At 52.9% G+C, this 17,089-nt stretch carries 20 protein-coding genes and 1 other RNA gene; 7 read left to right on the forward strand and 14 right to left on the reverse strand.

What is annotated here, in order from left to right; genetic code table 11:
• Nucleotides 1-81 precede the first annotated feature (81 nt).
• Both maa and HV041_RS14790 read left to right on the forward strand, forming a co-directional pair.
• Entirely contained in the window at nucleotides 82-633 is a 552-nt protein-coding gene (gene maa, locus HV041_RS14785; protein ID WP_115600829.1) for a maltose O-acetyltransferase, read from the forward strand.
• A 116-nt stretch (nucleotides 634-749) separates the two neighbouring features.
• On the forward strand, nucleotides 750-1,220 hold the full coding sequence (locus tag HV041_RS14790) for a YlaC family protein (RefSeq protein ID WP_040232692.1): 471 nt from the start codon (nucleotides 750-752) through the stop codon (nucleotides 1,218-1,220).
• Between the two features lie 77 nt (nucleotides 1,221-1,297).
• Here HV041_RS14790 and ykgO read toward each other — a convergent pair whose 3' ends face one another.
• Complete coding sequence (gene ykgO / locus HV041_RS14795) at nucleotides 1,298-1,438, reverse strand: type B 50S ribosomal protein L36 (protein WP_005125190.1); 141 nt, start codon at nucleotides 1,436-1,438, stop codon at nucleotides 1,298-1,300.
• Between the two features lies 1 nt (nucleotide 1,439).
• The gene (locus HV041_RS14800) at nucleotides 1,440-1,700 is read right to left on the reverse strand and encodes a type B 50S ribosomal protein L31 (RefSeq protein WP_005125189.1); all 261 of its coding nucleotides are present in this window, start codon (nucleotides 1,698-1,700) and stop codon (nucleotides 1,440-1,442) included.
• A gap of 188 nt (nucleotides 1,701-1,888) precedes the next feature.
• Here HV041_RS14800 and HV041_RS14805 point away from each other — a divergent pair, with 188 nt between their 5' ends.
• A complete protein-coding gene (locus HV041_RS14805) occupies nucleotides 1,889-3,442 on the forward strand; it encodes an EAL domain-containing protein (protein WP_048212413.1) in 1,554 nt (517 codons plus the stop codon).
• 54 nt (nucleotides 3,443-3,496) lie between these two features.
• Here the strand turns inward: HV041_RS14805 and HV041_RS14810 are convergent, their stop codons facing one another.
• Together HV041_RS14810 and HV041_RS14815 are read right to left on the reverse strand one after the other, a co-directional pair.
• Nucleotides 3,497-3,850, reverse strand: a complete 354-nt coding sequence (locus HV041_RS14810) for a DUF1428 family protein (RefSeq protein ID WP_061067436.1) — start codon at nucleotides 3,848-3,850, stop codon at nucleotides 3,497-3,499.
• Between the two features lie 82 nt (nucleotides 3,851-3,932).
• Nucleotides 3,933-4,544: a hypothetical protein gene (locus HV041_RS14815; RefSeq protein WP_121584303.1), complete on the reverse strand. Its 612-nt coding sequence runs from the start codon at nucleotides 4,542-4,544 to the stop codon at nucleotides 3,933-3,935.
• An 86-nt stretch (nucleotides 4,545-4,630) separates the two neighbouring features.
• Here HV041_RS14815 and HV041_RS14820 point away from each other — a divergent pair, with 86 nt between their 5' ends.
• Nucleotides 4,631-6,058, forward strand: a complete 1,428-nt coding sequence (locus tag HV041_RS14820) for a PLP-dependent aminotransferase family protein (protein ID WP_048212416.1) — start codon at nucleotides 4,631-4,633, stop codon at nucleotides 6,056-6,058.
• Nucleotides 6,059-6,117: 59 nt separating this feature from the next.
• Here HV041_RS14820 and HV041_RS14825 read toward each other — a convergent pair whose 3' ends face one another.
• From HV041_RS14825 to ffs, 3 genes are all read right to left on the reverse strand, one after another.
• Nucleotides 6,118-6,336: a hypothetical protein gene (locus HV041_RS14825; RefSeq protein WP_005125184.1), complete on the reverse strand. Its 219-nt coding sequence runs from the start codon at nucleotides 6,334-6,336 to the stop codon at nucleotides 6,118-6,120.
• Nucleotides 6,333-6,584 carry a hypothetical protein gene (locus HV041_RS14830; RefSeq protein WP_048212417.1) on the reverse strand — a complete coding sequence of 84 codons (252 nt, stop codon included), beginning with the start codon at nucleotides 6,582-6,584 and terminating at the stop codon, nucleotides 6,333-6,335. Before HV041_RS14830 ends, HV041_RS14825 begins: the two co-directional genes overlap by 4 nt.
• A gap of 198 nt (nucleotides 6,585-6,782) precedes the next feature.
• An RNA gene (ffs, locus tag HV041_RS14835) (signal recognition particle sRNA small type) lies at nucleotides 6,783-6,879 on the reverse strand.
• A gap of 84 nt (nucleotides 6,880-6,963) precedes the next feature.
• Here ffs and HV041_RS14840 point away from each other — a divergent pair.
• Nucleotides 6,964-7,353, forward strand: coding sequence for an MGMT family protein (locus HV041_RS14840; protein WP_086523608.1), 390 nt, complete (start codon nucleotides 6,964-6,966; stop codon nucleotides 7,351-7,353).
• 31 nt (nucleotides 7,354-7,384) lie between these two features.
• On the opposite strand, the gene HV041_RS14845 is transcribed toward HV041_RS14840, so the two are convergent.
• On the reverse strand, nucleotides 7,385-7,954 hold the full coding sequence (locus HV041_RS14845; protein WP_048212418.1) for a YbaY family lipoprotein: 570 nt from the start codon (nucleotides 7,952-7,954) through the stop codon (nucleotides 7,385-7,387).
• 212 nt (nucleotides 7,955-8,166) lie between these two features.
• Here HV041_RS14845 and tesB point away from each other — a divergent pair, with 212 nt between their 5' ends.
• On the forward strand, nucleotides 8,167-9,027 hold the full coding sequence (tesB, locus tag HV041_RS14850) for an acyl-CoA thioesterase II (protein ID WP_003835934.1): 861 nt from the start codon (nucleotides 8,167-8,169) through the stop codon (nucleotides 9,025-9,027).
• Nucleotides 9,028-9,077: 50 nt separating this feature from the next.
• Here the strand turns inward: tesB and amtB are convergent, their stop codons facing one another.
• The 5 genes from amtB to HV041_RS14875 form a co-directional block, all read right to left on the reverse strand.
• On the reverse strand, nucleotides 9,078-10,364 hold the full coding sequence (amtB, locus tag HV041_RS14855; protein ID WP_048212419.1) for an ammonium transporter AmtB: 1,287 nt from the start codon (nucleotides 10,362-10,364) through the stop codon (nucleotides 9,078-9,080).
• 31 nt (nucleotides 10,365-10,395) lie between these two features.
• Nucleotides 10,396-10,734, reverse strand: coding sequence for a P-II family nitrogen regulator (glnK, locus tag HV041_RS14860; protein ID WP_003021657.1), 339 nt, complete (start codon nucleotides 10,732-10,734; stop codon nucleotides 10,396-10,398).
• A gap of 256 nt (nucleotides 10,735-10,990) precedes the next feature.
• Nucleotides 10,991-12,769, reverse strand: a complete 1,779-nt coding sequence (locus HV041_RS14865) for a SmdB family multidrug efflux ABC transporter permease/ATP-binding protein (protein ID WP_121584301.1) — start codon at nucleotides 12,767-12,769, stop codon at nucleotides 10,991-10,993.
• The gene (locus HV041_RS14870; protein ID WP_121584300.1) at nucleotides 12,762-14,534 is read right to left on the reverse strand and encodes a SmdA family multidrug ABC transporter permease/ATP-binding protein; all 1,773 of its coding nucleotides are present in this window, start codon (nucleotides 14,532-14,534) and stop codon (nucleotides 12,762-12,764) included. Before HV041_RS14870 ends, HV041_RS14865 begins: the two co-directional genes overlap by 8 nt.
• Nucleotides 14,535-14,578: 44 nt before the next feature.
• The gene (locus HV041_RS14875; RefSeq protein WP_003021649.1) at nucleotides 14,579-15,037 is read right to left on the reverse strand and encodes an Lrp/AsnC family transcriptional regulator; all 459 of its coding nucleotides are present in this window, start codon (nucleotides 15,035-15,037) and stop codon (nucleotides 14,579-14,581) included.
• 116 nt (nucleotides 15,038-15,153) lie between these two features.
• Here HV041_RS14875 and HV041_RS14880 point away from each other — a divergent pair, with 116 nt between their 5' ends.
• Complete coding sequence (locus HV041_RS14880) at nucleotides 15,154-16,209, forward strand: PLP-dependent cysteine synthase family protein (RefSeq protein ID WP_220471086.1); 1,056 nt, start codon at nucleotides 15,154-15,156, stop codon at nucleotides 16,207-16,209.
• A gap of 50 nt (nucleotides 16,210-16,259) precedes the next feature.
• Here the strand turns inward: HV041_RS14880 and cof are convergent, their stop codons facing one another.
• Nucleotides 16,260-17,078: an HMP-PP phosphatase gene (gene cof / locus HV041_RS14885; RefSeq protein WP_121584299.1), complete on the reverse strand. Its 819-nt coding sequence runs from the start codon at nucleotides 17,076-17,078 to the stop codon at nucleotides 16,260-16,262.
• Between the last annotated feature and the right edge of the window lie 11 nt (nucleotides 17,079-17,089).

The following is a 17,089-nucleotide window of genomic DNA, read 5'->3' on the forward strand; positions in this document are numbered from 1 at the left end:
TGAGAAAACGGGAACGTTCCCCTTCCCTGCATTGCGTTTTACTGTACTGTGACTGCCTATCAGCAAACGGGAAAGTTCGTAATGAGTGAAGATAAGAAAAAGATGATCGCCGGCGAATTGTATCGCCCGGCAGATGAAACGTTGCGCAACGACCGTCTCCGCGCACGCCTACTCATCCACCGATACAATGCCACCGCACCCGATGCGCAGAGTGAACGTCAGGCTATCCTGCGCGATCTGTTGGGGCAAAGCGAAGGCGCTTACATTGAGCCCTCTTTTCGTTGCGACTACGGGTATAACATTTATCTCGGCAAAGCGTTTTACGCCAACTTCGACTGCGTCATGCTTGATGTCTGCCCAATCCACATCGGTGATAACTGTATGTTGGCACCGGGAGTCCATATCTATACGGCAACTCATCCACTGGACGCTAACGAACGCAATAGCGGGGTTGAACTAGGGAAACCTGTAACCATCGGGAATAATGTCTGGATCGGTGGTCGCGCAGTCATAAATCCGGGGGTAACACTGGGCGACAATGTGGTTGTGGCGTCAGGCGCAGTGGTGACGAAAAGCGTTCCGGCAAACACCGTCGTCGGAGGCAATCCGGCACGGATCATCAAAACACTGTGATCTGATATGTAACTGTTATGCTAAATTGTGGTTAATCTGTTACTTTTCTCAGACAGTATCCCCTTTTAAAATGGGCTGATCCCTCCTGACTATTGCAGACTTCACGAAGGCAAGAGATGACAGAAATACAACGCCTGCTTACCGAAACCATCGATGACTTAAATATTCGCGAAAAGCGCGACAACAAACCGCGCTTTAGCATCAGCTTTATTCGTAAACATCCAGGGCTATTTATCGGCATGTATGTTGCGTTTTTTGCCACACTGGCGGTTATGCTGCAATCAGAAACGCTGGTCGATTCGGTATGGCTGTTGGTTGTACTGTTCGCCTTACTCAACGCCTTTTTCTTTTTTGACGTTGCGCCACGTTACCGCTTTGAAGACATTGACGTACTGGATTTCAGAGTCTGCTATAACGGTGAATGGTACAACACACGCTTTGTGCCACCCTCGCTGATCGACACTATTCTGCACTCTCCCCAAGTCGACAGTGAGCATAAGGCCCAACTGCAAAAAATGATAACGCGGAAAGGCGAACTGTCATTTTATGATGTCTTCACACTAACCCGCGCGCAGGCTAGTCAGTAATCACGCCCTGTCACAAACAAAAAAAGTGCGTCCCACGAGGGGAACGCACTTCAGTCCCTGTAATGCTGGCGAAGTGACTAACGTCTTTTTTTACGGCCCTGTACCGCTTTAAACCGCGGATTCGTTTTGCAGATGACGTACAAACGCCCTTTGCGTTTGACTATCTGGCAGTCAGGGTGCCGCTGCTTTGCGCTGCGAAGTGAATTGAGTACCTGCATCTTAACCTCGCTTAGTGCCAATGAAGTGGCCGAAACGTTTCTGGAAACGAGCCGCGCTGCCTTCATTATCGAAGGTTTTCTGTTTACCGGTATAGTACGGATGTGACTTAGACGAGATATCAAGCGTTACGTACGGGTACATTTGGCCCTCGAACTCAATCTCTCGTTCGGTTTTAATCGTCGAACCGACCTTAAAGTATTCATTGGCACTGGTATCGTGAAACACCACTGGGCGATAAAAAGGGTGGATATCCGGTTTCATGGCAACCTCAATTTGTTACGTTATAACATAGCCAACAAAATACACCACTCTTGTACGAATCACAACCCGATTTACGTTGTGGGCTACTAAACGGGATGATAAGTGGCCGTAAATATATGATGCCAATCGAATAGCTTTTTCGGCTTTCAGATATACTTTCCCTATGCTGTGTAAATAAGGATATCACCGTGACAACACGACATCTGATTGGCCTGGTGACGGGAATACTGGTTCTGTCCATCCTCGTACCGGTGTGTTTAAGCCTGTGGCTGGCACATCGTCAGGTCGAAACGAAATTTATCGATGAACTTGATTCATTCTCTACCCGCGTCGCTTTGCGTACAGAACGCGTCGGCGAACAGGCCAAAAAAGCGCTACGCAAAATAGAAGCCTTCCAGGGTGTGCCCTGCTCAGAGGAACATTTGCTGGAAATGCGCCGGTTGTCATACAGCTACCGTTATATTCAGGAAGTGATGTACCTCAAAGGCAATGTTCCACAATGTTCCTCCCTTGAGAAAAGGAGCCTGGCTGCTGCGTTTCCGCCACCAATGAAAATGACACCTGATGGCTATCGCGCCTGGTTAACTTCGCAAAACGACCTCGGAATACAACGTTTTATGGCGGCGCTCGGCAGCGAACATTATGTCGTGATGATCGATCCGGGATCGTTCATTGATGTCATTCCATTTGGTTCATGGCCTATCGAAGTCGCCATTGTGGGTACAGTAAGCAACGTCGTGGTGGCCAGTAGTGCCGATCTCCCTTCAGACGTGTTACATCATCTGCAAAAAGACCGTTCTATCAGCCATTTTCAAAAAGAGGGCAGTATTTATAATTCTCGCCCTTTCCCCGAACTGGGCATCACTATCGTAAGCTGGGCGTCGACATTACCTTTGCAAAAATCCTGGCACCGACAGGCGCTGATCTGGCTCCCGGCAGGGCTCATTATTGGCCTGCTCACCGCCCTCTTTATCCTGCGTATTTTGCGCCGCTTGCAGTCCCCCCATCACCAATTGCAAGATGCCATTCAGAACCGGGCTATCAAGGTCCATTACCAGCCCATTATTTCGCTCAAAACAGGAAAGGTCGTGGGTGCGGAAGCACTGGCCCGCTGGCGACAAGCTGACGGTAGCTATCTCTCACCCGATATTTTTATCCCGCTGGCCGAAGAAACCGGCCTGACAGAACCACTCACACGTTTGATTATTGAAAACGTCTTCGAGGATCTAGGTAAATGGCTGCATCAACATCCTCAACAGCATATATCACTCAACCTTGAGTCGGCCGATTTGAAGTCCGAAACGCTTCCGGCGCTGCTAAGCCGCATGGTTAACCACTGGCAACTAAAACCCGCACAAATTGCCCTGGAACTGACTGAACGCGAATTTGCCGACCCGAAAAACAGCGCGCCGTTTATTGCTAAATACCGTCAGGCGGGTCACTCAATCTATATTGATGACTTTGGTACCGGTTATTCCAGTCTGAGCTATTTGCAGGATCTGGATGTAGACATCCTGAAGATAGACAAATCGTTCGTCGATGCGCTGGAATACAATAACGTCACGCCACATATTATCGAGATAGCCAAAACGCTGAAGCTGGAAATGGTGGCAGAAGGCATCGAGACCGAGAACCAGGAAAGCTGGCTACGTCAACATGGCGTGCAGTATGGTCAGGGCTGGTTGTACAGCAAAGCACTGCCAAAGGCGGAATTTATTCTGTGGGCGGAAAAACGACTTTAGCATGGCACTGGCGTGTATTGAGATGGCTGGCGGCACGCCGCACAGCCAGTCATGTCACTCTTCCATAATGGGCGAGAATCCGCCGTAGATCATTCGCTTGCCATCAAATGGCATAGATTCACCAAACTCCTTCATACGGGGATCGGACATCATCTTCTGGTTCGCCGCATCGCGGACTTCTTTGGAAGGGTATTCAATCCAGCTGAATACCACTTCTTCATGATCCTGCGCTTTCACCGCCATACGAAAATCGGTCAACTTACCGTCGGGAACATCATCAGCCCAACACTCCACAACGCGCAGTGCACCGAATTCCTTGAAAAGCGGCGCAGCCTTTGCCGCCATCGCGATATATGCCTCCTTGTTTTCGGCAGGAACGGCAACAACAAAACCATCAACATACTTCATCAGATAAACCTCCGAAGTGTACTGCGCGGCAAGCCGATTCCAGCCGCGTCAGTCGAGGTTAAGTTTAGTCGTCAGCAGGCAATCACGCCGTAGGCTCATTCCGAACACAAATACGTGACTGCGGCAGATGACGAAACCACGGCAGGCAAATCTGAATTAACGGTCCAATAGCTAACGCATACAGTACCGTTCCAACACCCACGGTTCCGCCAAGAAGCCAACCGCTGAGCAAAACCGACACCTCGATTGCGGTCCGGATAGTCCGTACAGACCAACCAGTACGCGCATGAATGCCGGTCATCAAGCCGTCACGTGGGCCCGCACCAAAACCGGCGCCAATGTACAGACTGGTGGCTAACGCGTTCAGGATCACCGCCGCAACCAGCAGTCCACTGCGCGTCAGTAGCGATTCGAATCCTGGGATCACCACCAGCGCGGCATCTGCCGCCAAACCAATCATAATGACATTGCTGAGAGTGCCAAATCCGGGGCGCTGGCGTAGCGGTATCCATGCCAGCAGTACCAATACACCCACGGCGATGATCACCAGGCCGATATTCATCGATAATAGATTTGCCACGCCCAGATGAAATACGTTCCACGGATCAGCCCCTAAATCTGCACGGACAAACATCGCCGTCGAAACGCCGTACAGCGCCAGTCCAACATACAGCTGAAGTAAACGACGCAGCATAATTTTCTCCTCGCCTCTCAGATAGCTTTCATCTTCACCGCAATTGGCACTATGATTAATGTCCAGTTTTCAAAAAGTGGACTGCTATGTCATCTCGCCGTTACGGAAGTCAATCTTTGCAGCGCCTGCTAGGGCACTGGCAGGAAAGCCCCTCGCGAACGCCTATCTGGCGACAACTGGCGGAAGCGTTACGTCTGCTGATCCTGGATGGTCGACTGGCACTGGATAGTCGCTTGCCCGGCGAACGCGAGCTCGCTGCCGTTCTGGAAGTGAGCCGAACCACCGTCGCCAGCGCCATGGCGCAACTGCGTGAAGAGGGATATCTGGAAAGCCGTCATGGGAGCGGCTCACGGGTGATCCTGCCGGAACACATTCGTCATGTGCCTACGCGAACCAGTACCGGCACAGCGTTGGATTTGTCCACAGCGGCCCTCAGCGCCGGGCCAGAAATTCATCAGGCTTACCAACAAGCGTTATTTGCGATGCCGCAGCATTTGCTGAGCTCCGGGTATCTGCCGCAGGGACTGGCGGTTTTGCGTGAATCCATCGCCCGGCATTATTGCGAACGTGGATTACCCACACAGTCGGATGAAATAATGGTCGTGAACGGCGCGGTCAGCGGCCTGGCGTTGATCCTGCGTTTACTCACCGGTCCCGGCGATCGCGTAGTGGTCGATCACCCCACGTATCCGCTGGCGATTGCAGCAATACAAGGGGCATCATGTCGCCCCGTCGGCGTTTCGCTGCCTGAGCACGGTTGGGATACAGCGGGTCTGGTTGCCACCCTCGCGCAAACAGCCCCGAGAATGGCCTATCTGATGCCGGACTTTCACAACCCGACCGGACGCTGTATGGACGCCGAAACTCGCCAGGTTGTGGCGGATATTGCGGAAAGAACCTGCACCACGCTGGTGGTCGATGAGACCATGGTGAACCTGTGGTATGACGCCCCGCCTCCGCCTCCACTTGCTGCATTCAATCGCGGTGCGCCGGTGATCCTGCTGGGATCGGCAGGGAAAAGCTTCTGGGGAGGTCTGCGTCTGGGATGGATTCGGGCCTCGTCACGTACTATTGCCGCGCTGGTACAGACTCGCGACACATTTGATTTAGGATCACCAGTGCTTGAACAGCTTGCCACGGGTTGGTTGCTGGACAATGCGGCCGATTTTCTTCCCGACAGACGGCAATTGCTCACCACCCGGCGCGATCTGTGCCATGACCTGATGAAGACACATTTCCCGGAGTGGCAGTTTACTCAACCACAGGGGGGACTCTCTTTCTGGGTTGAATTACCCGATACGCTGGCAACACTCTTTGCCACCCGTGCCGAAAGTGCAGGTATTCAGTTGGGTACCGGGACGCGCTTCGGCCTGGATGGCGCATTCGATCGCTTTTTGCGTATGCCCTTTGCTCTGCCCGATGACACAATGCGCTCGGCTTTCCGGACGTTGCAACCCATTTGGGATAATCTGCGTTTACAGGCAAGTCACGGGAAAATGCGCAAAATAATCTAAGCGACGAGTCAAAAGACTCGTCCTGGAATACCGTGATGGACGAGGATGTCTGGGCATTATTACCGCTGAGGAGGAACCGGGAACCCCTTCAGGGAAATCACAAAATTCTCGCCGTCTTTCTTAATTTTCGCCCCGGCATCGCACCAGTCAGAAGCAATACGGAAAAACTCATCGCTACCGACATTCCAGCTCAAACGAACATGTTTCACATAACCGGAACGTAGCAATTCACAGGCTTCGCCATAATTACAGGCGGTTGAGAGCGGTTGTTGTTTCATTTTTTCTTCTTCAGTAATCTGCGCAATGCTTTGATTTCTTTAGGAGTCAGTGCTTCAACCACGGATTCTTCCGTATGCTGGCTATCAATATCATCAGCGGAGACTCCCGCCTCTTCAATGGCGGAAAACGCGATAAGTAGCAATTTTTCCGTCGAGATACTTAGGTTCTCATTATTCACTTCAGCGTAGTGACGCAGCTTTTCTTTTAGCGCCTCATCAATTTTGACATTCAATACAGCGGTCGACATCGTAGAAAATCCTTGTGGTCAGCCAAAACACACCGGATGTAAGACCATGTCGTTACAGCGCGATGGCAGCGGCAAAAGCATCAAATAACATCCCCGAAACACATTGACAGCATTTGATGACAATAAAATGACAATACGATGACAAAGAAAAGAAGATGAGAAGAATTGAGATTGCCGGACGGCAGAATTGGGTGGGGGCCCTGCCAGCTACATCCCGGCACACACGTCATCTGCCCTGGCTGCTTCCTTCCGGACCTGACCTGGTGAACAGAGTAGCGTTGCGGGAGAACCAACAGAGCCCCCATTGAGAGCGTTGTCAACCAACGCGCAGGCGCATTATCACTGCTGCACCCGGTAATTGCAACCCATCCAGCACCGGATGCTGTTTTCTTGTGCAATGAAGCTTCACTACCTCGTCATTCGGGATTATGCTGGAGGATTAGCGCAGGAAAAAACGATGGATATACAAGACTCTTTCCCTCAACGCGTCTGGCAAATCGTTGCCTCAATCCCCGAAGGATTCGTCACCACCTATGGCGATGTCGCCAGGCTTGCTGGCTCACCGCGTGCTGCTCGCCAGGTAGGCGGCGTGCTTAAGCGTCTCCCCGAAGGCAGCACTTTGCCCTGGCATCGGGTGGTTAATCGTCATGGTGCCATTTCGCTTACAGGTCCAGACCTACAACGACAGCGTCAGGCGTTGCTGGCGGAAGGTATTGTGGTTTCAGGGAGTGGACAAATCGATTTACAGCGCTATCGCTGGGTGTACTAACCCCCTCCGGATGGAGAGGGTTAGTATGCCCTTAGTACTGTGTCGGGGCAGGAACGGCGGAAGACGGATTCACCTGTGTGGGTGACGTTGACGGTACCGTTGTCGCGGCACCACCACTCGCCTGTACTGGAACAGCCGTCTGCTGGACCGGGACCAGGGTCAGGTCGGCTTTAGTCCCTCCCTGATTGATCACCGTCTGGACGGTATCAGTAATAAAGACCAGTTTATCATTCACCGTAATCGCCGCACTCAGCAGAATACGGGCGTTCGGCTGAATATCTGCCGGGTTAAACGGGAGTACGAAGCTGAATGGTGCTTGTTTACCCTCGGTACGTACAACTTTTTGCGACAGCACTTTTGACGGTGCATCGGCAAGCGATGCATCTGACAGTGTTACGGTCAGCACGGCATCCGGCGGTAAGGCAACTTTCTGGCGGATCCATACCGTACCAGACACATTCGGCTGTTGAATTTTTGACTGTGTGTCAGCAATTGACGTATTAGGGCTTGGCGCAGGTGTCTGAATATCCGCGCTTTTATCAGCACAGGCCGCCAGAGCGACCGCAACCGCTAAACCACTTACCATGTGCACGAGTTTCATTAAATTCTCCTTATCATCTATGCACCAGCGAGAACTTTCCTCGCCAGAAGAGTGGTTAACAAAAACATAACGTGACTAAGTGTGGCACAAGACAGCTGGTTTTGCCTGTAATCGGCCAGTAATTCAGACAATTGCACCCATCGGACCACTTTCAAAATTGCGTTATACTCTGCCTACCTCGCTGCGAGAACGCTATTACCTGGAGAGCACGTATGAGTCTGGCACTGAAAAATTTGCTGACATTGTTAAATCTGGAAAAAATTGAAGAAGGACTCTTTCGGGGCCAAAGTGAAGACTTAGGGTTACGTCAGGTTTTTGGGGGACAGGTTGTCGGTCAGGCGCTGTATGCCGCCAAAGAAACCGTACCGGAAGAGCGTCTGGTCCACTCTTTTCACAGCTACTTTTTACGCCCCGGCGATAGCCAAAAGCCCATCATCTATGATGTCGAGGTGCTGCGTGATGGTAACAGCTTCAGCGCGCGCCGCGTTGCCGCAATCCAGAATGGTAAACCTATTTTTTACATGACAGCCTCTTTCCAGGCGCCGGAAGACGGATTTGAACATCAGAAAACCATGCCGGATGCGCCGAGTCCCGATGAGCTTAAATCAGAAACAGAAATTGCTCGCTCAGTGGCGCATTTGCTGCCGCCGCTGTTGAAAGAAAAATTTATCAACGATCGTCCATTGGAAGTGCGTCCGGTTGAATTTCATAACCCCTTAAAAGGTCACGTCGCACCTCCGGCGCGCCAGGTTTGGATCCGTGCAAACGGCGAGTTGCAGGACGATCTGCGCGTCCACCAATATCTGCTGGGTTATGCTTCAGACCTGAACTTCCTGCCTGTTGCGCTGCAGCCGTACGGAATTGGTTTCCTGGAAAAAGGGATTCAGATCGCCACCATTGACCACTCCATGTGGTTCCATCGTCCGTTTAATATCAATGAGTGGTTGTTGTATAACGTCGAGAGTACTTCGGCCTCCGGCGCACGGGGCTTTGTTCGCGGGGAGTTTTATACGCAGGACGGCGTGCTGGTTGCTTCTACCGTGCAGGAAGGGGTAATGCGTAATCGTAATTGAGAATTACCGGATGGTGACGCAAAAGCGTTGCCATCCGGCAGATTGAAACATCAAGCGTTGTAAGCGTTCTCGCCGTGGCTGTTCACATCCAGACCTTCGCGTTCCTGCTCTTCTGGTACACGCAGCCCCACCGTCATATCCGCCAGCTTATAGCCAATGAAGGCCACCACGCCGGACCAGACGATGGTGATCGCCACGCTTTCCAGTTGTACCAGCAACTGATGCCCCATGGTAACGCCTTCGGCAAAGCCTACGCCGCCCAGAGAGCTGGCCGCGAAAACGCCGGTCAGGATGCAGCCGACAATGCCGCACACACCGTGAACACCGAAGACATCACACGGGTCATCAACGCGCAGAAAGCGCTTCAGCATGGTTACGCCCCACAGGCCAGCCAGCCCCGCAGCGACACCGATAATCAGCGCGCCGCCGACACCGATATAGCCACAGGCAGGTGTCACGCCTACCAGACCGGCAATGGCGCCAGAACACGCGCCCAGCAGGGACGGTTTGCCACGCAGCGCCCATTCACCGAAGATCCAGCCGAGAATGGCGGCCGCGGTTGCAACAACGGTATTGACGAAGGCCAGCGCAGCAATTTCATTCGCCATACCCGCGGAGCCAGCGTTAAAGCCAAACCAACCGATATAGAGAATAGCCGTGCCGGTAAAGACCATTGGCAGGTTATGTGGCTTAAACGCTTCTTTGCCAAAACCGACGCGTTTACCAATCAGATAAGCCCCAACCAGGCCGGCAATCGCAGCGTTGATATGTACTACCGTACCGCCAGCAAAATCCAGCGCACCGTGAGTAGCCAGCAAACCGCCGCCCCAGACCATGTGTGCAATAGGGATGTAGGACAGCGTCAGCCACACCACCACAAAAATCAGCACCGCAGAGAACCGAATGCGCTCAGCCAGTGCACCGACAATAAGCCCAACGGTAATGCAAGCGAAAGACCCCTGAAAAGCAACGTGAATGTACTGGTAGAAGCTCCCCGTGACCGCCGTCAGTGCAATATTCTTCAGCATGACCCAGTTGAAGTTACCGAAGAAATTATTTCCTTCGCCAAAGGCCAGTGAGTAGCCATAAACCACCCATAAAATACAAACCAGAGCAAATGTCACCGTCACCTGGGTCAGCATCGACAACACGTTCTTACCGCGAATCAAACCGCCATAGAACAGCGCAATGCCTGGGATGGTCATAAACAGCACCAGCGCGGTACAGATCATCATAAAAGCGTTATCCGCTTTATCTGCAACCGCCGGTGCCGCCATCGCCAGACCCGGCAGCAGCGCCAGTGAAGCAATACCTGTTTTCATCGTCGCTATCTTCATTTTTTGGTTTCCTATCACTGTGTGCCAGACGTTACAGTGCAGCTTCGTCGGCTTCGCCGGTACGAATACGAATCACACGTTGCAGCTCGGCGACGAAAATTTTGCCGTCGCCAATTTTTCCGGTGTAGGCGGCCTTACTGATGACATCAATTACGCCATCCAGTTGGTCATCAGCAATTGCCACATCAATCTTCACTTTGGGTAAGAAGTTGACGCTGTATTCAGCTCCCCGGTACAACTCGGCATGACCTTTTTGTCGGCCAAAGCCCTTCACTTCGGTGACGGTCAGCCCCTGAATACCAATAGACGACAATGCTTCACGGACGTCTTCCAGTTTGAACGGTTTGATTACCACGGTAACCAGCTTCATAGATCCCCTCCAGTCAGAATTCAGTAGTGGCTGCAGATACACCAAATGAATATTGCAAGGGATGTGCCAGGAATGAAAAACGCGGGATGATTCAGCCGCACGGGGTACGGCCAGGAGAGAAAAAGAAAAAATGCACTATAACGGTGCATAGTGCGTTACATTTTTGCACCAGATTGTTGATTGCCGGATGGTGGCGAAAACGCTTTCTCAGGCCTACGAAACCACACTGGCTGTAGGCCTGAGAAACGCAGCGCCATCAGGCGATTGCCGAATCTTCGTTTACGCTAGCCGCCAGCTCTTCGCCCGCCAACTGCAGTTGATACATTTGCCAGTAGCGGCCCTGTGCGGCAAGCAGTTGCTGGTGCGTGCCGCGTTCAACGGCCTGTCCCCGGTGCAGTACCAGAATGGTATCCGCATCGACAATAGTGGATAACCGATGCGCAATCACCACCAGCGTGGTGTGCTCACGCACCGCTGCCAACGCCTGCTGAATAGCCTGTTCAGTACCGGAGTCAATGCTGGCCGTCGCTTCGTCCAAAATCAGCACCTGCGGCGTTTCGACCAGCACGCGCGCCAGCGCCAGCAGCTGTTTCTGCCCGACTGATAGATTATTGCCCTGCTCGCCCAGCCGGGTATGAATACCCTCGCTCAGACCCCGCGCCAGCTCGGCTAGCTGTACGGTTTCCAGCGCCTGCCACACCCGTTCTTCTGAGATATCACGCCCCAGCGTGACGTTTGCCAGGAAGGTATCCGCCATCACCACCGGATCCTGTTGCACCATCGCCACGCCCTGGCGTAACACACTGTGGCTCAGTGAAGACAGCGGACGTCCGTCAAGGCGGATTTCGCCATGCGTCAACGGGTAGTAACCCATCAGCAGACTGGCCAGCGTACTTTTGCCGCTACCGGTATGCCCGACCAACGCTACAAAGCTGCGCGAAGGCACGGACAGACTGATGTTTTGCAGCACCAGATTGTCGTCACGATAGGCAAATGAAACGTTATCCACCTCAATGTCCCCGCTCTTCAGCGGTCGATCATCTTCACCATAGCGCTGACGAGGCCCGTCCATCAGTTCGAACACTCGCTCGCCGGCGACAACCGCCTGCTGCAGCATTGATTGCTGGGTGGTTAGCTCGATCAGCGGCTCGTTCAAACGGCCGAGGTAGCTGATAAACGCGTACAGCACCCCAACCTCAATGGAGCTGCCAGAGGTAAAGCTAAACAGCATCAGCAAACCGCAGAGGATCAGCGCCGAGAAAAGGCTCAGCAGCGGGCGCAGCAAAAAGCCATCCAGTCGCAGGGTTTGCATACGCGCCATATAGTGCGAGCGGCTGGCCTCCCCCATTCTCTCGCCAAATCGCGCCTGCTGGCGGAACTGCTGGATAACGCTCATGCCGTTGATGACTTCGTTAAAGCCATCGTTAATATCCGCCAGATAAGCGCGCACCCGACGCACAATCGGGGTGCTGTAGCGTTGATAAATCACCATCACCACCATCACCGCCGGGAAAATGGCCATCGCCACCAGCGCCATACGCCACTCAAGGCTGAACATCGCCACCAGCATGGCACCGATTAAGGCGGCGCTGCGCAGTACCGTCGCGACCACCGTCACATACAGGTCACGGATCACTTCGGTGTCATTGGTCACACGTGAGATAAGCTGCCCGACTGGCTGAGTATCGAAAGCACTGAGCGGCTGACGTAGCGCGGCATCCATCACATCGGTACGTAACTGCTGCACCACACCAACGGCCGCCTGGTTAAAGAGTAATGACTGCGCGTAATGCAGGCCCGCCGCCAACAGTTGCAGACCGACATATGCCGCCACCAGCCCAGCAACCATCGCCAGCGGCAGATTGTTCTTCGCCACCATGTTATCGATAAAATAGCTAATCAGCAGTGGGCCGCTGACTTCCGCCGCAGCCGCCACCCACAGCATAACTACCGCAATTGCCAGCTGTTTTCGCCACGGAGAGCCGTACGCCAGCAGTCTTTTCAGGGTCGGCCATAGCTGCCCAAAACTACGCATTAGCCGCCTCCTCGTTTATTTCTGGCGCATCAGACAGCGCCGCTTCCAGTTGCTGATAGCGGTACATATCGCGATACCAGCCAGGCTGTTGCACTAAAGATTCATGCTCACCGCGCTGGGCAATATGCCCATGCTGCATCACGATAATCTCGTTGGCTTCTGTCAGCGCAGATAAACGGTGAGCGCTGATTATCACGGTTCTGCCTTCTCCCCACTGGCGCAGGTTATGCAGGATTTGATGTTCAGTACGACCATCCACCGCCGATAACGCATCGTCAAGAATCAGGATTTCAGCATTCAGCAGCAGCGCACGAGCGATAGAAATACGCTGTTTTTGTCCACCGGACAGCATCACCCCGCGTTCACCCACTTCGGTGTCATAGCCTTGCGGAAGACGTAAAATATCCTCATGCACGCTGGCCAGACGTGCAACATGTTCGATCTCTTCCTGTGTGGCCTGTGGGCGTCCAAGCGCTATGTTGTTGGCGACCGTATCCGAGAACAAGAAAGGTGTCTGGCTGACCACTGCCAGACGGCTACGCCAGCTATCAAGTTGCAAGCGAGTTAACGGGATATCATGAAAGCGCACATCGCCCTCGGTGATATCAAAATGACGCTGGATCAGCGACAACACCGTACTTTTACCCGCGCCGGTCGGGCCACAAATACCCAGCATCTGCCCTGGCTTAAGCTGGAAATTCACATTCTCCAGCACCGGATGAGCCGTTTGCGGGTAGCGAAATTCGCGAATTGCCACCGCCAGCTCGCCGCGTCCTTCCGGCACGGGTTCTGTGCCGTCATCCACTACCGGCGCTTCAGCCAGCATGGCGCGAATACGGCTATACGCGGCGCTGCCTCGCTCAACAATGTTAAACATCCATGCCAGCGCCAGCATCGGCCAAATCATCAGCCCGAGATACATCATAAAACTGGTTAACTGACCAAGGGTCAGAGAGCCATGAACCACCATCCAGCTTCCCCCGGCGATAGCCAGCAGGTTAGCCATACCAATGGCGATATAAATCGTGGGGTCAAAACGGGCGTCAATGCGGGCGACCCGTAAGTTTTTCTTGCCGGTATCTTTAGCATCTGCGGCAAATAGCGCCGACTGTCGGTCTTCCAGACCAAAAGCCTTAATCATACGGATACTGGTCAGGCTTTCCTGAGTACGATCGTTAAGGCTGGAGAACGCTGCTTGCGCAACCTTAAAGCGGTTATGGAGTCGATCACCGTAACGTTTGATCATTATCGCCATCACCGGCATTGGGAGTAGCGCGATAAGCGTCAGCTCCCAACTGATTTGCGTAGACATCACGATCAACACCGCGCACCCCATGACCAGCGAGTCCACCAGCGTCAATACACCTTCGCCAGCCGCAAACACCACCCGATCAACATCGTTAGTTGCACGCGCCATCAGATCGCCGGTGCGATGACGCAGATAAAATTCAGGATGCTGGCGGCTCAACTGGCGGTAATAGTCTTCGCGTAGTTCAACTGCCAGTTGGTAGGATGCGCCGAACAAAAGTACGCGCCAGACATAGCGCAACAAATAGACAACCACCGCAATCAGGGCAATCGTGCCAACCCACATCAGCAGTCGCTCGGTGGTGAACCGCTGTGTCGTCACGCCGTCCACGATGATACCGACCACTTTTGGCGGGATAAGCTGAAGAATAGCGATGATGATAAGCAAGGCCACCGCCCCGAGGTAGCGACGCCACTCCCGGCGGAAGTACCAGCTTAATTGAGCAAATAATCGCACGCGTTATGTCCTGACAAAATTTCCGGCAATAAGCGCCGGGAGAATTATTCAATAGGGAGAGCAGTTGTGTATTTAATCTGTTCCATAGCAAAGCTGGAGGTGACGTCAGACAGGCCCGGTACGCTGTTCACCAGGCGCTTATAAAATTCATCGTAGCTTTTCATATCAGCGACCTGCACTCGCATCAGGTAATCATACTCCCCAGCCATACGCCAGAATCCCAGAACCTCAGGCATTCCGGTCACTTCAGTGACAAAGCGGCAATACCATTCGCTACTGTGATGCTGAGTTTTGATCAGCACAAACGCGGTTAAGCCCAGCCCCAGTTTTTCCGGATCCAGCAAGGCGACTCTGCCCAGCAGAACACCGTCATCCTCGAGCCGTTTGAGGCGTTTCCAACAGGGAGTGGTAGTCAGATTAACGGCATCTGCTAACGCCTGCAAAGAAAGGGTGCAGTCCTGTTGCAGTAAGCCAAGCAGCTTACGGTCAATTTTGTCTAGCATATCCACTCCACAGAGAAGAATTTTCTACTTACATTCTATTTTAAAGGCTAAATGGCAACAATTTTTTCCGTGCTTTTCGCTATTCTGGGCACAAAATGACAAACGGATATCTATTAATGATGAATAGCTCCTGGGTTAAAAACGCCATCAATGAAATCAACGCGGATTATCAGCGTTCTGCAGATACGCATCTCATTCGTCTGTCGCTACCGGCGTTTCCGGGCATTCAGATCTATTTAAAAGATGAGAGCACGCATCCGACCGGGAGCCTGAAGCATCGTCTGGCGCGCTCACTGTTTCTGTACGGATTGTGCAATGGCTGGATCAAAGAAGGCACCACCATCATTGAATCATCGTCCGGTTCAACGGCGGTATCTGAGGCTTATTTCGCTCGACTGTTAGGGCTGCCGTTTATTGCCGTCATGCCTTCCTGTACGGCGAAACGTAAAGTTGAACAGATTGAATTTTACGGCGGTCGCTGTCATTTCGTGCAAAGCGCCTGCGAAATCTATGCGGCCTCTGAACAATTGGCGCGTGAACTGAACGGTCATTACATGGATCAGTTCACTTATGCTGAGCGCGCCACCGACTGGCGTGGCAATAATAATATTGCCGACAGCATCTTTCGTCAGATGCAGTGCGAGCCCAACCCCGTTCCCCGCCATATCGTGATGAGCGCCGGCACCGGCGGCACCTCAGCAACCATTGGCCGCTATATCCGCTGCCAGGGCTACGATACTCGCCTGATGGTAGTGGATCCGGAGAATTCGGTTTTTCTGCCCTTCTGGCAGGATCGCGATGCGACATTGCGCAGCCCGGTAGGAAGCAAAATTGAAGGTATCGGGCGTCCGCGCGTAGAACCCTCTTTCATTCCTGACGTGGTCGATGAAATGCTGCGCGTGCCGGATGCCGCCAGCGTGGCTACCGCGCACTGGCTGGAAACGCAGTTGGGTCGTAAAGTCGGTGCCTCAACCGGCACCAACATGTGGGGAACGCTGCAACTTGCCGCGCGCATGCGCAACGCCGGAGAAACCGGTTCACTGGTGACGCTGCTCTGCGACAGCGGTGAACGCTATCTGGAAACCTACTACAACCCGCAATGGGTTGACGCACAAATCGGTGATTTAACGCCGTGGAAAGCGGAACTTGCCCAGTTGCTGAATACACACTGAGCAGACAAAAAAAAGCCAGACGCGAAGTCTGGCTTGCTGGAAGGGATCTCTCATTCGGGGGAATAAGGTAGATGCGGATTGTCCAGCCAATGCGTCAAAAAGTGTGACACCGCCTGATTGCGACAATGCCCAATCACCGATAAATGAGGCAGTTCAGCCATCAGTTGCGGCATTGCGTTACCCATAATCAGGCCGCGCCCAACGCTGCCTAACATTTCGCGATCGTTCATAGCATCGCCAAACGCCATACACTCGGCCATTGAATATCCTAAGTGGTCACTCAACACCGCCAGCGCAGATCCTTTGTTACAGCCCAGCGGCAGCACCTCGAGGCAATCAACCGCGGAGAAACAGAGATTCGCCTGTTCTCCCAGCGCTTCATTCAGTTGAATACGTAATTGAATCAGAGAGTCATGATCGCCGCAGAAACAGATTTTCGTTACCTGATGAGCCGGAATACGTTTCACATCGACAATCTGGTAGCGAAATCCGCTATACACATGCGCCTGTAGCAGTGAGGGAATCTCTTGTCCGGTAAACCAACCGTTGTCATTAAAGACATGCATGCTGGCGGTGGTATCCCATTTCTGATGTAACACGATATCCGCAACATTCGGATCCAGATCCTGGCGGTGCAACACATCGCCCTCAAGAGAGTGAATGCGCGTGCCGTTACCGGTGATCAAAAAGGCGTCCAGTGAGATAGAACCCAAAATGTGGCGCATTTCCAGCACATGGCGGCCAGTGGCAAATGTCAGGGTGATATTGCGTTCACGCAGACGCGCCAGCGTTGAAAGCGTTTCGTCACCTAAATGGTGATTCGGCATTAAAAGGGTGCCATCCATATCAAATGCAGCCAGACGAGCCATTTCTTTCTCCA

This window comes from Citrobacter sp. RHBSTW-00029 (genome assembly GCF_014104295.1).
Taxonomy (GTDB): domain Bacteria; phylum Pseudomonadota; class Gammaproteobacteria; order Enterobacterales; family Enterobacteriaceae; genus Citrobacter; species Citrobacter youngae.

Bases quoted from the DNA above. Each gene is read 5' to 3' on its own strand.
- glnK (WP_003021657.1), bottom strand. From the start codon at position 10,734: ATGAAGCTGGTTACCGTGGTAATCAAACCGTTCAAACTGGAAGACGTC.
- HV041_RS14790 (WP_040232692.1), top strand. From the start codon at position 750: ATGACAGAAATACAACGCCTGCTTACCGAAACCATCGATGACTTAAAT.
- amtB (WP_048212419.1), bottom strand. From the start codon at position 10,364: ATGAAGATAGCGACGATGAAAACAGGTATTGCTTCACTGGCGCTGCTG.
- HV041_RS14880 (WP_220471086.1), top strand. From the start codon at position 15,154: ATGATGAATAGCTCCTGGGTTAAAAACGCCATCAATGAAATCAACGCG.
- tesB (WP_003835934.1), top strand. From the start codon at position 8,167: ATGAGTCTGGCACTGAAAAATTTGCTGACATTGTTAAATCTGGAAAAA.
- HV041_RS14845 (WP_048212418.1), bottom strand. From the start codon at position 7,954: ATGAAACTCGTGCACATGGTAAGTGGTTTAGCGGTTGCGGTCGCTCTG.
- HV041_RS14820 (WP_048212416.1), top strand. From the start codon at position 4,631: ATGTCATCTCGCCGTTACGGAAGTCAATCTTTGCAGCGCCTGCTAGGG.
- cof (WP_121584299.1), bottom strand. From the start codon at position 17,078: ATGGCTCGTCTGGCTGCATTTGATATGGATGGCACCCTTTTAATGCCG.
- HV041_RS14840 (WP_086523608.1), top strand. From the start codon at position 6,964: ATGCTGTTTTCTTGTGCAATGAAGCTTCACTACCTCGTCATTCGGGAT.
- HV041_RS14865 (WP_121584301.1), bottom strand. From the start codon at position 12,769: ATGCGTAGTTTTGGGCAGCTATGGCCGACCCTGAAAAGACTGCTGGCG.
- maa (WP_115600829.1), top strand. From the start codon at position 82: ATGAGTGAAGATAAGAAAAAGATGATCGCCGGCGAATTGTATCGCCCG.
- HV041_RS14800 (WP_005125189.1), bottom strand. From the start codon at position 1,700: ATGAAACCGGATATCCACCCTTTTTATCGCCCAGTGGTGTTTCACGAT.
- HV041_RS14875 (WP_003021649.1), bottom strand. From the start codon at position 15,037: ATGCTAGACAAAATTGACCGTAAGCTGCTTGGCTTACTGCAACAGGAC.
- ykgO (WP_005125190.1), bottom strand. From the start codon at position 1,438: ATGCAGGTACTCAATTCACTTCGCAGCGCAAAGCAGCGGCACCCTGAC.
- HV041_RS14825 (WP_005125184.1), bottom strand. From the start codon at position 6,336: ATGAAACAACAACCGCTCTCAACCGCCTGTAATTATGGCGAAGCCTGT.
- HV041_RS14810 (WP_061067436.1), bottom strand. From the start codon at position 3,850: ATGAAGTATGTTGATGGTTTTGTTGTTGCCGTTCCTGCCGAAAACAAG.
- HV041_RS14830 (WP_048212417.1), bottom strand. From the start codon at position 6,584: ATGTCGACCGCTGTATTGAATGTCAAAATTGATGAGGCGCTAAAAGAA.
- HV041_RS14815 (WP_121584303.1), bottom strand. From the start codon at position 4,544: ATGCTGCGTCGTTTACTTCAGCTGTATGTTGGACTGGCGCTGTACGGC.